At 67.3% G+C, this 13,465-nt stretch carries 11 protein-coding genes and 1 pseudogene; all 12 read left to right on the forward strand.

Annotation, left to right across the window (positions count from 1 at the left end; all coding sequences use genetic code 11):
- Window positions 1–13: 13 nt before the first annotated feature.
- Window positions 14–490: a NuoB/complex I 20 kDa subunit family protein gene (locus HQN59_RS20415; RefSeq protein WP_176070971.1), complete on the forward strand. Its 477-nt coding sequence runs from the start codon at window positions 14–16 to the stop codon at window positions 488–490.
- Complete coding sequence (locus tag HQN59_RS20420) at window positions 487–1,101, forward strand: NADH-quinone oxidoreductase subunit C (RefSeq protein WP_176070972.1); 615 nt, start codon at window positions 487–489, stop codon at window positions 1,099–1,101. The genes HQN59_RS20415 and HQN59_RS20420 overlap by 4 nt, the downstream gene beginning before the upstream one ends.
- A gap of 93 nt (window positions 1,102–1,194) precedes the next feature.
- Complete coding sequence (locus HQN59_RS20425; protein WP_176070973.1) at window positions 1,195–2,448, forward strand: NADH-quinone oxidoreductase subunit D; 1,254 nt, start codon at window positions 1,195–1,197, stop codon at window positions 2,446–2,448.
- Window positions 2,445–2,954 (forward strand): NADH-quinone oxidoreductase subunit NuoE family protein, encoded by a 510-nt coding sequence (locus tag HQN59_RS20430; RefSeq protein WP_176070974.1) that lies wholly within the window; start codon window positions 2,445–2,447, stop codon window positions 2,952–2,954. Before HQN59_RS20425 ends, HQN59_RS20430 begins: the two co-directional genes overlap by 4 nt.
- A 58-nt stretch (window positions 2,955–3,012) precedes the next feature.
- A pseudogene (nuoF, locus tag HQN59_RS20435) lies at window positions 3,013–4,350 on the forward strand (NADH-quinone oxidoreductase subunit NuoF); the annotation flags it as partial.
- Between the two features lie 93 nt (window positions 4,351–4,443).
- Complete coding sequence (nuoG, locus tag HQN59_RS20440; protein ID WP_176070976.1) at window positions 4,444–7,038, forward strand: NADH-quinone oxidoreductase subunit NuoG; 2,595 nt, start codon at window positions 4,444–4,446, stop codon at window positions 7,036–7,038.
- Between the two features lie 7 nt (window positions 7,039–7,045).
- Window positions 7,046–8,143, forward strand: coding sequence for an NADH-quinone oxidoreductase subunit NuoH (gene nuoH, locus HQN59_RS20445; RefSeq protein ID WP_176070977.1), 1,098 nt, complete (start codon window positions 7,046–7,048; stop codon window positions 8,141–8,143).
- A gap of 6 nt (window positions 8,144–8,149) precedes the next feature.
- Complete coding sequence (gene nuoI / locus HQN59_RS20450; protein ID WP_176070978.1) at window positions 8,150–8,647, forward strand: NADH-quinone oxidoreductase subunit NuoI; 498 nt, start codon at window positions 8,150–8,152, stop codon at window positions 8,645–8,647.
- A 33-nt stretch (window positions 8,648–8,680) separates the two neighbouring features.
- Window positions 8,681–9,328, forward strand: a complete 648-nt coding sequence (locus HQN59_RS20455; protein ID WP_176070979.1) for an NADH-quinone oxidoreductase subunit J — start codon at window positions 8,681–8,683, stop codon at window positions 9,326–9,328.
- Window positions 9,325–9,657 (forward strand): NADH-quinone oxidoreductase subunit NuoK, encoded by a 333-nt coding sequence (nuoK, locus tag HQN59_RS20460; RefSeq protein ID WP_176070980.1) that lies wholly within the window; start codon window positions 9,325–9,327, stop codon window positions 9,655–9,657. Before HQN59_RS20455 ends, nuoK begins: the two co-directional genes overlap by 4 nt.
- Before the next feature lie 9 nt (window positions 9,658–9,666).
- Window positions 9,667–11,949 carry an NADH-quinone oxidoreductase subunit L gene (gene nuoL / locus HQN59_RS20465; protein ID WP_176070981.1) on the forward strand — a complete coding sequence of 761 codons (2,283 nt, stop codon included), beginning with the start codon at window positions 9,667–9,669 and terminating at the stop codon, window positions 11,947–11,949.
- Window positions 11,950–11,974: 25 nt separating this feature from the next.
- The gene (locus HQN59_RS20470; RefSeq protein WP_176070982.1) at window positions 11,975–13,453 is read left to right on the forward strand and encodes an NADH-quinone oxidoreductase subunit M; all 1,479 of its coding nucleotides are present in this window, start codon (window positions 11,975–11,977) and stop codon (window positions 13,451–13,453) included.
- The last annotated feature ends 12 nt before the right edge of the window (window positions 13,454–13,465 follow it).

Here is a 13,465-nt window from a genome sequence, read left to right on the forward strand (position 1 = left end):
GCGCGAGCAGCACATGAGTCTCGACGGCGTTTTCAAGGAAGGCTTCATCACCACGAGTCTCGACTCGGTGATCAACTGGTCGAAGACGGGTTCGCTGTGGCCGATGACGTTCGGCCTGGCCTGCTGCGCGGTTGAAATGATGCACGCGGGGGCCGCTCGTTACGACATCGACCGCTTCGGCATGCTCTTCAGGCCGAGCCCGCGCCAGAGCGACCTGATGATCGTCGCCGGCACCCTGTGCAACAAGATGGCGCCGGCGCTCCGCAAGGTCTACGACCAGATGGCCGAGCCGCGCTGGGTCCTGTCGATGGGCTCGTGCGCCAACGGTGGCGGCTACTACCACTACAGCTATTCGGTGGTCCGCGGCTGCGACCGCATCGTGCCGGTCGACGTCTACGTGCCCGGCTGTCCGCCGACGGCCGAGGCGCTGCTCTACGGCATCCTGCAGCTGCAGGCGAAGATCCGCCGCGAAAACACGATTGCACGATGACCGACGCAGCCCCGGTGAGCAAGCTCGACCGTCTTCAGCAGGCGCTGGAGACGACCCTCGGCGCGCGCGTCAAGACGCTGGTGCGCGACCTGGGCGAGCTCACCGTCACCGTGAGCGCGGGCGACTACCTCGAGGCCGCCCGTCTGCTGCACGAAAGCGTCGATCTCAGGTTCGAGCAGCTGCTCGACCTCTGCGGCGTCGACTACTCGAGCTACCGCGACGTGCCGTGGGAAGGCCCGCGTTTTTGCGTCGTGTCGCACCTGCTCTCGGTCACGCACAACTGGCGCGTGCGCCTCAAGGTGTTCTGCCCCGACGACGACGTGCCGACGGTCGCGTCGCTGATCGACGTGTGGAGCGCGGCCAACTGGTTCGAGCGCGAGGCGTTCGACCTCTACGGCATCATCTTCGACGGCCACATCGACCTGCGCCGCATCCTCACCGACTACGGCTTCATCGGGCATCCGTTCCGCAAGGACTTTCCGGTCTCGGGTCACACCGAGATGCGTTACGACGAAGAGCAGAAGCGCGTCATCTACCAGCCGGTGTCGATCGTCCCGCGCGAGATCACGCCCCGGATCATCCGCGAAGACAAGTACGGCGGCCTGCAGTGACGCGCCTCGTCGCCAACGGCTCGCCGGCGCGGGCTCTCGCCGTCATGGCTCGCATCGAGAGCCGCTCGACAACCCCGCTGGGGGGACGACATCTTGGCTGACATCAAGAACTACACGCTGAACTTCGGGCCGCAGCACCCCGCGGCGCACGGGGTGCTGCGCCTCGTGCTCGAGCTCGACGGCGAGGTGATCCAGCGCGCCGACCCGCACATCGGACTGCTGCACCGCGCGACCGAAAAGCTCGCCGAGACCCGCACGTACATCCAGTCGCTGCCCTACATGGACCGGCTCGACTACGTGTCGATGATGTGCAACGAGCACGCGTACTGCCTGGCCATCGAAAAGATGCTCGGCGTCGACGTGCCGGTGCGGGCGCAGTACATCCGCGTCATGTTCGCCGAGCTGACGCGGCTGCTGAACCATCTCATGTGGCTCGGTGCGCACGGCCTCGACTGCGGTGCGATGAACGTGTTCATCTACTGCTTTCGCGAGCGCGAGGACATCTTCGACATGTACGAGGCGGTGTCCGGCGCGCGCATGCACGCCGCGTACTTCCGCCCGGGTGGCGTTTACCGCGACCTGCCGGACGAGATGCCGCAGTACAAGGCATCGAAGATCCGCAACAAGAAGGCGATGGACGAGCTGAACCGGAACCGCCAGGGTTCGCTGCTCGACTTCATCGAGGACTTCGCCGACCGCTTCCCTAAGGCGGTCGACGAATACGAGACGCTGCTCACCGACAACCGCATCTGGAAGCAGCGCACCGTCGGCATCGGCGTCATCAGCCCCGAGCGCGCGCTCAACCTCGGCTTCACCGGCCCGATGCTGCGCGGCTCCGGCGTGCTGTGGGACCTGCGCAAGCATCAGCCGTACGACGTGTACGACCAGATGGAGTTCGACATTCCGCTCGGGAAGAACGGCGACACCTACGACCGCTATCTGGTGCGCGTCGAGGAGATGCGCCAGTCGAATCGAATCGTCAAGCAGTGCATCGCCTGGCTGCGCGCCAATCCGGGCCCGGTGATCACCAACAACCACAAGGTCGCGCCGCCGTCCCGTGTCGACATGAAGACCGGCATGGAGGACCTGATCCACCACTTCAAGCTGTTCACCGAAGGCTTCCGGGTTCCGGAGGGCGAGGCCTACGCCGCGGTCGAGCACCCCAAGGGTGAGTTCGGCATCTACATCGTGAGCGACGGCGCCAACAAGCCGTACCGGCTGAAGATCCGGCCGCCCGGTTTCGCGCACCTCGCCGCGCTCGACGAGCTGACGCGCGGCCACATGATCGCCGACGCGGTCGCGGTGATCGGAACCATGGACATCGTTTTTGGAGAGATCGACCGATGAGCGGAGTCGCCATCGTTGAGTCGACCCCGTCCGAGTCGACGCGTGCGCGCTTCGAGCGCGAGGTCGCCAAGTACCCGCCCGAGCAGCGCGCCTCGGCCGTGATGGCGTGCCTCGCGATCGTGCAGGACGAGCGCGGCTGGGTTTCGACCGCCGACGAGCAGATGGTCGCGGAGTACCTCGGCATGCCGCCGATCGCGGTGCACGAGGTCACGACGTTCTACAACATGTACAACCAGCGCCCGCTGGGGCGTCACAAGATCAACGTCTGCACCAACCTGCCGTGCCAGCTGCGCGCCGGCCAGCACGCGCTCGAGCACCTGTGCGCGACGCTCGGCGTGGAGGAGGGCGGCACCAGCGCCGACGGTGCGATCACGGTGCAGAAGAGCGAGTGCCTCGGCGCCTGCGCGGACGCGCCGGTGATGCTGGTGAACGACCGCCAGATGGTGAGCTTCATGGACGACCGCCGCATCGACGAGCTCGTCGCAACGCTGAAGGCGAACCCATGAGCGCGCCGGGCGGTTCCCAAGCGCTCATCCCGGAGCGCGGCGCGCGGAGGGCGTTTCAATGAGCCGGCTCGACCTTTCCCGCTTCCAGTCGACCGGTCGTGAAACCTGCTTCCACGGTCGCCACATCAACCCGCAGATTTACGCCGGTCTCGACGGCAGCAACTGGCAACTCGCCGACTACGAGGCGCGCGGCGGCTACCAGGCGCTGCGCAAGATCCTCGCGGCCGACGGCGGCATGACGCCCGAGCAGGTGATCGCGGAGGTCAAGGCCTCGGGCCTGCGCGGCCGTGGCGGCGCGGGCTTCCCGACCGGGCTGAAGTGGAGCTTCATGCCGCGCCAGTACCCGGGCCCGAAGTACCTCGTCTGCAACTCCGACGAGGGCGAGCCGGGCACCTGCAAGGACCGCGACATCCTGATGTTCAACCCCCACATCGTGATCGAGGGGATGATCATCGCGGCCTACGCCATGGGCATCGGCACGGGCTACAACTACATCCACGGCGAGATCTTCGAGGTCTACGAGCGCTTCGAGGCGGCTCTCGAGGAAGCGCGTGCCGCCGGCTACCTGGGCGAGAAGCTGCTCGGCTCCGCCTACAGCTTCCAGCTGCATGCCGCGCACGGCTGGGGTGCCTACATCTGCGGCGAGGAAACCGCGCTGCTCGAGTCGCTGGAAGGCAAGAAGGGCCAGCCGCGCTTCAAGCCGCCGTTCCCGGCAAGCTACGGCCTCTACGGCAAGCCGACGACGATCAACAACACCGAGACGTTCGCCGCGGTGCCGTGGATCATTCGCAACGGCGGCCAGCCGTACCTGGAGATCGGCAAGCCCAACAACGGCGGCACCAAGATCTTCTCGGTGGTCGGCGACGTGCAGCGCCCCGGCAATTACGAGATCCCCCTCGGCACCCCGTTCACCAAGCTGCTCGAGCTCGCCGGCGGCGTGACCGAAGGGCGTCAGCTCAAGGCCGTGATCCCGGGCGGATCGTCGGCACCGGTCTTGCCGGCGGCGATCATGAACGAGTGCACCATGGACTACGACTCCATCGCCAAGGCGGGCTCGATGCTCGGCTCGGGCGCGGTCATCGTCATGGACGACTCGCGCTCGATGGTGCACTCGCTGCTGCGCTTGTCGTACTTCTACATGCACGAGAGCTGCGGCCAGTGCACGCCGTGCCGCGAAGGCACCGGCTGGCTGTACCGCATGGTCGAGCGCATCGCCACCGGCAAGGGCCGGCTCGGCGATATCGACCTGCTGAACTCGGTGTCCGACAACATCCAGGGCCGCACCATCTGCGCGCTCGGCGACGCCGCGGCGATGCCGGTGCGCGCGATGATCAAGCACTTCCGCGACGAGTTCGTCGCCCTGATCGAGGCCGCGAACCGCACCAGCGAGACGGCGCTCGACACCGAGTCGGCGCGCATGCCGCACATCGACCCGGTGCCGGCACGCCTCACGGCCTCACACGCGGCCTAGCCGCCGCGCCCCACGAACATGATCGAGATCGAGCTCGACGGCAAGAAGGTCAGCGTTGCCGAAGGCAGCATGGTGATGCATGCGGCCGACAAGGCGGGCACCTACATCCCGCACTTCTGCTACCACAAGAAGCTGTCGATCGCGGCCAACTGCCGCATGTGCCTGGTGGACGTCGAGAAGGCGCCCAAGCCGATGCCGGCCTGCGCGACGCCGGTCACGCAAGGCATGATCGTCCGCACGCGCAGCGACAAGGCCATCAATGCCCAGCAGGGCGTGATGGAGTTCCTGCTGATCAACCATCCGCTCGACTGCCCGATCTGCGACCAGGGCGGCGAGTGCCAGCTGCAGGACCTCGCGGTCGGCTACGGTGCCTCGTCGTCGCGCTACTCCGAGGAAAAGCGCGTCATCTTTCCGAAGAACTTCGGGCCGCTGATCGCCGCGCGCGAGATGAACCGCTGCATCCAGTGCACGCGCTGCGTGCGCTTCGGTGCCGAGGTGGCGGGGGTGATGGAACTCGGCATGGTGAACCGGGGCGAGCACTCCGAGATCACCACCATCGCTGGCGACACGGTCGACTCCGAAGTGTCGGGCAACATGATCGACCTCTGCCCGGTCGGCGCGCTGACCAGCAAGCCGTTCCGCTTCAGCGCCCGCGCCTGGGAGCTTTCGCGGCGCAAGAGCGTCAGCCCGCACGACTCGACCGGCACCAACCTCATCGTGCAGGTCAAGGGCGCCACGGTCATGCGCGTGCTGCCGCTCGAGAACGAGGACGTCAACGAGTGCTGGCTCGCCGACCGCGACCGCTTCTCGTACGAGGCGCTCAACACAAGCGATCGCCTCACGACGCCGATGATCAAGCAGAACGGCGTCTGGCAGGCGGTCGACTGGACCACCGCCCTCGAGTACGTGGCGCGCAGCCTGACCCAGATTTCGGCCGAGCACGGCCCGGCGAGCATCGGTGCGCTGGCCTCGCCGATGAGCACCGTCGAGGAACTGCACCTGCTCGCCAAGCTCGTGCGCGGCCTCGGCAGCGAGAACATCGACGTGCGCCTGCGTCACGCCGACTTCACGCGTGCCGACGGTGACGCCGGCAAGCCCGGCGAGATCGCCGGCTCTGCGATCGGCGGCATGGGCACCACGGTGGCGTCGTTGTCGGCGCTGGACCGCGCGCTCATCGTCGGGTCGTTCCTGCGCAAGGACCACCCGCTGTTCTCGCTGCGCATCCGTGCTGCGACCAAGAAGGGCGGCCAGGTCCACAGCGTCCACGCGCTCGCCGACGACTGGCTGATGCCCATGGGTGCGAGCGTCATCGCACCGCCGAGCGGCTGGGTCGATGCGCTGGGCGCGATCGCCGCGGCCTTGGGCGAGGCACAAGGCGTCGAGGCGCCGAGCCGCGCCTCGATCACCGACGAGGCGCGTGCGATCGCGGAGTCGCTCGCCAGCGGCGAGCGCAAGGCGGTGCTGCTCGGCAACGCCGCCGCCCAGCACCCGCAGGCGAGCGAGCTGCTGCGCCTGGCCACCTGGATCGGCGCGCGCACCGGCGCCAGCGTCGGCTACTTCGGCGAAGCGGCCAACATGGTCGGCGCCCACCTCGTCAACGCGCTGCCTGGTCGCGGCGGGCTGAACGCCGGCCAGATGCTCGGCGCGAGCGGTCAGCCGCGCCTCAAGGCGTGCCTGCTGCTCAACACCGAGCCGACGTTCGACAGCGCCAACCCGGCCGCCGCCGGCGCCGCGCTGCGGGCTGCCGAGCTGGTGGTCGCGATGACGCCGTTCAAGCCGGCCGACGACGACCTCGCCGACGTCGTGCTGCCGACGTCGCCGTTCGCCGAGACGTCGGGCACCTTCGTCAGCAGCGAGGGCCGCGTGCAGAGCTTCCACGGCGTCGTCAAGCCGCTCGGCGACACGCGGCCGGCGTGGAAGGTGCTGCGCGTGCTCGGCAACCTGCTCGACCTCGAAGGCTTCGGCTTCGAAAGTGCCGACGAGGTGCGCGCCGAGGCGATCGGCGAAGTCGTCGACCTGCCCGAACGTCACGAGTCGCAGCCCAAGGCGATGTCGACCGACCTGCCGCGCGAGTCGAGCGGCGGCGATCGCCCGATCGACTCGCGCATGGCCGGCGGTCAGGCCGCAGGCGGGCAGGGCAATGGCCAAGGCGGTGCGGGGCAGTCCTACTCCGGCATGCAGACCGGCAGCCTCGAGCGCATCTCCGATGTGCCGATCTACCAGTCCGACCTCATCGTGCGGCGCGCGACCTCGCTGCAGCTCACCGCCGACGCGCGCGCGGCGGCGGTCAGCATCCCGCGCGAGCTCGCCGAGCAGCTGCGCATCGACACCAGCGGCTCGCCCGCGCAACTGCACTGGGTGCGTGTCACGCAAGGTGGCGCGAGCGCAGTGGTCGCCGCCCGCGTCGACGCATCGCTGCCGGCGCAGGTCGTGCGCATCGCTGCCGCGCACCCCGACACCGTCGGGCTCGGCGCGATGTTCGGCAACGTAATGGTCGAGGCCGCTCCGGCGCCGGCGGACGATCCGCGCACGGCCACGCTCGACCTGCAACCGCAGATGGGCAAGGCGATCCCCGAGCCGGGCGCGGTCGCCGGCGGCAGCCCGCGCAGCTGAGGACGCGATGTTCGATTCGATCAACCAATACGGCCACTCGATGCTCGGCGCATCGTGGCCGGTCGTCTGGACCTTCGCGAAGATCATCGCGCTGGTGTTGCCGCTGATGGGGTGCGTCGCTTACCTCACGCTGTGGGAGCGCAAGGCGATCGGCTGGAGCCAGGACCGGCCCGGTCCGAACCGCGTCGGCCCGCTCGGCCTGCTGCAGCCCATCGCGGATGCGCTCAAGCTCCTGACCAAGGAGATCATCGTCCCGACGGCGGCCAACAAGGGCCTGTTCTTCCTCGGGCCGATCATGACGATCACGCCGGCGCTCGCCGCGTGGGCGGTCGTGCCGTTCGGGCCCGACGTGGCGCTCGCCAACATCAACGCCGGCCTGCTGTTCCTGATGGCCGTGATGTCGATCGAGGTCTACGGCGTGATCATCGCCGGCTGGGCATCGAACTCGAAGTACGCCTTCCTCGGCGCGCTGCGCGCGTCGGCGCAGATGGTGAGCTACGAGATCGCGATGGGCTTCGCGCTCGTGGTGGTGCTCATGGTCTCGGGAACGCTCAACATGAGCGAGATCGTGCTGGGGCAGGGCCGCGGCTGGTTCGCCGAGCACGGCGTGCCGCTCCTCAGCTGGAACTGGCTGCCGCTGCTGCCGATCTTCGTCGTCTACGTGATCGCCGGCATCGCCGAGACCAACCGCGCGCCATTCGACGTGGTCGAGGGCGAGTCGGAGATCGTCGCCGGCCACATGGTCGAGTACTCGGGCATGTCGTTCGCGATGTTCTTCCTGGCCGAGTACGCCAACATCATCCTGGTCTCGGCGCTCGCCTCGGTCATGTTCCTGGGCGGCTGGATCGCGCCGGTGTCGTTCTCGGCGTTCGGCACCACCACGCCAGGCTGGATTCAGGAGTCGATGTGGTTCTGGAACTGGTTCTGGCTGTTCGCCAAGACCTTCGTCATCGCGACCCTGTTCCTCTGGGTGCGCGCGACGTTTCCCCGATTCCGCTACGACCAGATCATGCGCCTGGGCTGGAAGATCTTCATTCCGGTCACGCTGGTCTGGCTGATTCTCGTGGGACTGGTGATCCAGTCGCCGTGGAACATCTGGAAGTAAGTCGCCATGGCAGCCGCTACTGCAATCAAGGATTTCTTCTCGAGCTTCATGCTCTTCGAGCTGTTCAAGGGCATGCGCCTCACCGGCCGGCACTTCCTGGCCAAGAAGATCACAATCCAGTTTCCCGAGGAGAAGACGCCGCTCAGCCCGCGCTTTCGGGGCCTGCACGCGCTGCGCCGCTACGAGAGCGGCGAGGAGCGCTGCATCGCCTGCAAGCTCTGCGAGGCGATCTGCCCGGCCCTCGCGATCACGATCGAGAGCGACGTCCGCGACGACGGGTCGCGGCGCACCACGCGCTACGACATCGACCTGATGAAGTGCATCTTCTGCGGCATGTGCGAGGAGAGCTGCCCGGTCGACGCCATCGTTGAGACGCAGACCCTCGAGTACCACGGCGAGAAGAAGAGCGACCTCTACTTCACCAAGGACATGTTGCTCGCCGTCGGCGACCGCTACGCCGCCGAGATCACCGCCGCCAAGGAGGCTGACGCGCGCTACCGCTGAGCCTCCGGGCTCGCGAGCGCACGCCGTGCACGCATGGATCTGACCACTCCGCTCTTCTACGTCTTCTCGGCGGTACTGCTGTTCGCAGCGTTCCGCGTGATCACCGCGCGCAGCCCGGTGTATGCCGCGCTGTATCTCGTGCTCGCGTTTTTCAGCGCCGCCTGCGTGTGGATGCTGTTGCACGCCGAATTCCTGGCGATCGCGCTGGTGCTCGTCTACGTCGGCGCCGTGATGGTGCTGTTCCTGTTCGTGGTGATGATGCTCGATGTCGACGTCGGCCAGCTGCGCGCCGAGTTCTGGAAGCACTTTCCGGTCGCCGCCATCGTCGGCGTCGTCATCGTGCTCGAAATGGCCGCGGTGCTGATGCCGGGCTTTCGTCTGACCGAGCCGCCCGTGGCGAGCGCAGCGGCGGTGCAGATGGGCAACACCAAGCTGCTCGGCATCGAGATCTACACCGAGTACCTCTATCCGCTGCAGATCGCCGCGGTGCTGCTGCTCGTCGCGATCATCGCGGCGATCTCGCTGACCATGCGCAGCCGCAAGGACGCGCGTCGCACCGACCCGGGCGAGCAGGTCAAGGCGAAGAAGGCCGACCGCCTGCGAATCGTTCAGCTCGAGCCGGAGCGGCCGCAGGTCGACGCGTCCGACGCGGGCGTCGCCCCGCTGGGAGACCGCCGATGACCCTCGCGACCATCTCGCTCGGCCACTACCTCGCCCTCGGCGCGATCCTGTTCGCGCTGTCGGTGATCGGCATCTTCCTCAACCGCCGCAACCTGATCGTGCTGCTGATGGCAATCGAGCTGATGCTGCTCGCGGTCAACCTCAACTTCGTGGCGTTCTCGCGCTACCTCGATCCCGCGGTCGCCGACCCGATGGCCGGGCAGGTGTTCGTCTTCTTCATCCTCACCGTCGCGGCTGCCGAATCGGCGATCGGCCTGGCGATCCTCGTGGTGCTGTTCCGCACCCGCACGAGCATCGCGGTCGAGGAACTCGATTCGCTCAAGGGCTAGCGCGCACCGATGTCAGCCCAACTGTCCCCCTCGCTGCTTCTCGCAGTCCCGCTCGCTCCGCTGCTCGGCGCCATCGTCGCCGGGCTGTTCGGGCGCCAGGTCGGTCGCCGCGGCGCACACACGGTCACCATCGCGGGCGTACTGGTCGCCTTCTTGCTGTCGGTGATCACGCTGTTCGACGTGATGGACGGCGCGCGCTTCAACGCCACGATCTACGAGTGGCTGCGCGTTGGCGATCTCAAGATGGAGATCGGCTTCCTGGTCGACGGCCTCACGGCGATGATGATGTGCGTCGTCACCTTCGTCTCGCTGATGGTGCACGTCTACACGATCGGCTACATGGCCGACGACCCCGGCTATCAGCGCTTCTTCAGCTACATCTCGCTGTTCACGTTTTCGATGTTGATGCTCGTGATGAGCAACAACTTCCTGCAGCTGTTCTTCGGCTGGGAAGCGGTCGGCCTGGTGTCGTACCTTCTGATCGGCTTCTGGTTCACGCGGCCGACGGCGGTGTTCGCCAACCTGAAGGCGTTCCTCGTCAACCGCGTCGGCGACTTCGGTTTCATCCTGGGTATCGGCCTCATCGTCGCGTACACCGGCACCCTGAACTATGGCGAGGCCTTCGCGCAGGGCGGCAAGCTCGCCTCGCTCGCGTTCCCCTACGACGTGATCGGCGGCGACTGGCGCCTCATCACCGTGATCTGCATCTGCCTCTTCATCGGCGCGATGGGCAAGAGCGCGCAGTTCCCGCTGCACGTCTGGCTGCCCGACTCGATGGAAGGCCCGACCCCGATCTCGGCGCTGATCCACGCCGCGACCATGGTGACCGCCGGCATCTTCATGGTGGCGCGCATGTCGCCCCTCTTCGAGCTGTCCGACACCGCGCTTTCGTTCGTGATGACGATCGGCGCGATCACCGCGCTCTTCATGGGCTTCCTGGGGATCATCCAGAACGACATCAAGCGCGTGGTCGCGTATTCGACGCTCTCGCAGCTCGGCTACATGACGGTCGCGCTCGGCGTCTCGGCGTATTCGGTCGGCGTGTTCCACCTGATGACGCACGCGTTCTTCAAGGCGCTGCTGTTCCTCGCCGCCGGCTCGGTGATCATCGGCATGCACCACGACCAGGACATCCGCAACATGGGTGGCTTGCGCAGGTACATGCCGATCACGTGGATCACCTCGCTGGTCGGTTCGCTCGCGCTGATCGGTACGCCGCTGTTCTCGGGCTTCTATTCGAAGGACAGCATCATCGAGGCGGTGCACGCGAGCCATCTGTGGGGCTCGGGCTTCGCCTACTTCGCGGTCGTCGCGGGCGTGTTCGTCACCGCCTTCTATTCGTTCCGGATGTACTTCCTGGTCTTCCACGGGCCCGAGCGCTTCCGCAACAAGCCGCACCCGGCGCCGGCGCACGGCCACGACGAAGCCCACGCGGTCGACGAGCTGCATGCCGCATCGGGGCAGGACGACCACGCAACCCACTCCGAGCCAATGCCGTCGCACGACGCGACCGCCGGTGCGCACGGCCAGCACCGCGACGTCGACACGCTGCCGACGCCGCTCACCGCGATGAAGCGCGCCGAAGCCGCTCGCTCGACGGCCGGCGCGCACGCGAGCGCCTCGCCGGTGCACGGTGCCGTCGCGGCGCCGGCCGCGCACGCCGATCACGGCCACCACGACGATCACGCCCACGAGCCGCACGAGACGCCGTGGGTGGTCACCTTGCCGCTGGTGCTGCTCGCGATCCCGTCGATCGTGATCGGCTTCGTCACGATGGGCCCGCTGCTGTTCGGCAACTTCTTCGCCGACGCCATCTTCGTCGACGCCGCGCGTCATCCGGCGATGACCGAGCTGCGCGAGGCCTTCCACGGCCCGGTCGCGATGGCGATCCACGCGCTCACGGGTCCGATCGTCTGGCTCGCCGTCGCCGGCGTCGTGCTCGCGTACGTGTTCTACATCCTGCGTCCCGCCATTCCGGCCGCGATCCAGGCGCGCGTGCAGCCGATCTATCGCCTGCTCGACAACAGGTACTACCTCGACTGGTTCAACGAGCACGTGCTGGCGCGCGGTGCGCGCTTCGTCGGCCGCGGCCTCTGGAAACGCGGCGACGTCGGCCTGATTGACGGGATCGTCATCGACGGCTCGGCGCGTGCGATCGGCGGCTTCGCGCGCGTGTCGCGCCTGCTGCAGAGCGGCTACCTCTACTGGTATGCGCTCGTGATGATCGTCGGCGTGATCGGACTCATGACCTGGCAGCTCTGGCCCTTCCTGCGCCACCCGTTCGCTCGCTGACCGCCCCCGCAAGAAGAAGGACAACATGGGTTTGCTGAGTCTCGCCATCTGGCTGCCGATCGTCGCGGGCGCGCTCCTGCTCGCGTTCGGCAGCGACGCGCGCGCGCGCGGCGTGCGCTGGGCCGCGCTTCTCGCGTCGGTCGTGAGCTTCCTCGTCACGCTGCCGCTGATCAGCGGCTTCGACCGCACCACCGCGGCGATGCAGTTCGTCGAGAACGTGCCGTGGATCGGCCGCTTCAACGTCATGTACCACCTGGGGGTGGACGGCATCTCGGTGTGGTTCGTCCTGCTGACGGCGTTCATCACGTGCGTGGTGGTGGTCTCCGCTTGGGAGGTCATCACCGAGCGCGTGCACCACTACATGGGTGCGTTCCTCATCCTCTCGGGGCTGATGATCGGCGTCTTCTCGGCGCTCGACGGGCTGCTGTTCTACGTGTTCTTCGAAGCCACGCTGATCCCGATGTATCTGATCATCGGGCTCTGGGGCGGACCGCGTCGCGTCTACGCAGCGTTCAAGTTCTTCCTCTACACGCTGGCCGGCTCGCTGCTGATGCTGGTGGCGCTGGTCTACCTCTACTACAAGTCGGGCGGCAGCTTCGACATCCTCGCCTGGCACCGCCTGCCGCTGCCGGGCAACGTGCAGACGCTGCTGTTCTTCGCCTTCTTCGCCGCGTTCGCCGTCAAGGTGCCGATGTGGCCGGTGCACACCTGGCTCCCCGACGCTCACGTCGAGGCGCCCACCGGCGGCTCGGTGGTGCTGGCCGCCATCATGCTCAAGCTCGGCGCCTACGGGTTCCTGCGCTTCTCGATGCCGATCGCGCCCGACGCGAGCCACCAGTGGGCTTGGGTGATCGTCGCGCTGTCCCTGATCGCCGTGCTGTACATCGGCCTCGTCGCGCTGGTCCAGCAGGACATGAAGAAGCTGGTCGCGTATTCGTCGATCGCGCACATGGGCTTCGTCACGCTCGGCTTCTTCGTGTTCGACCGCCTCGCCATGTCGGGCGGCATCGTGCAGATGATCGCCCACGGCTTCGTGTCGGGCGCCATGTTCCTGTGCATCGGCGTCCTCTACGACCGCGTGCATTCGCGCGAGATCGCTGCCTATGGCGGCGTCGCGAACACCATGCCGAAGTTCGCCGCGTTCGCCGTGCTGTTCTCGATGGCCAACGCCGGCCTGCCGGGTACCGCCGGCTTCGTGGGCGAGTGGATGGTCATCCTCGGCACCGTCAAGGTGAACTTCTGGATCGCCGCGCTCGCCGCCACCACGCTGATCTGGGGCGCCGCCTACACGCTGTGGATGGTCAAGCGGGTCTACTTCGGCAAGGTCGCCAACGCCAACGTCGCCGCCCTGGCGGACATCGGCAGGCGCGAGTTCGCGATGCTCGCGATCCTCGCCCTCGCCGTGCTGTGGATGGGGGTGCACCCCAAGCCGTTCACCGACGTGATGGACAAGTCGGTGGCCGAGCTGCTGCGCCACGTCGCCGTGTCGAAGCTCGGCCCCTGATCCTCGCGCCAT

The sequence above is a fragment of the Rhizobacter koreensis genome, assembly GCF_013366375.1.
Taxonomy (GTDB): domain Bacteria; phylum Pseudomonadota; class Gammaproteobacteria; order Burkholderiales; family Burkholderiaceae_C; genus Schlegelella_A; species Schlegelella_A koreensis.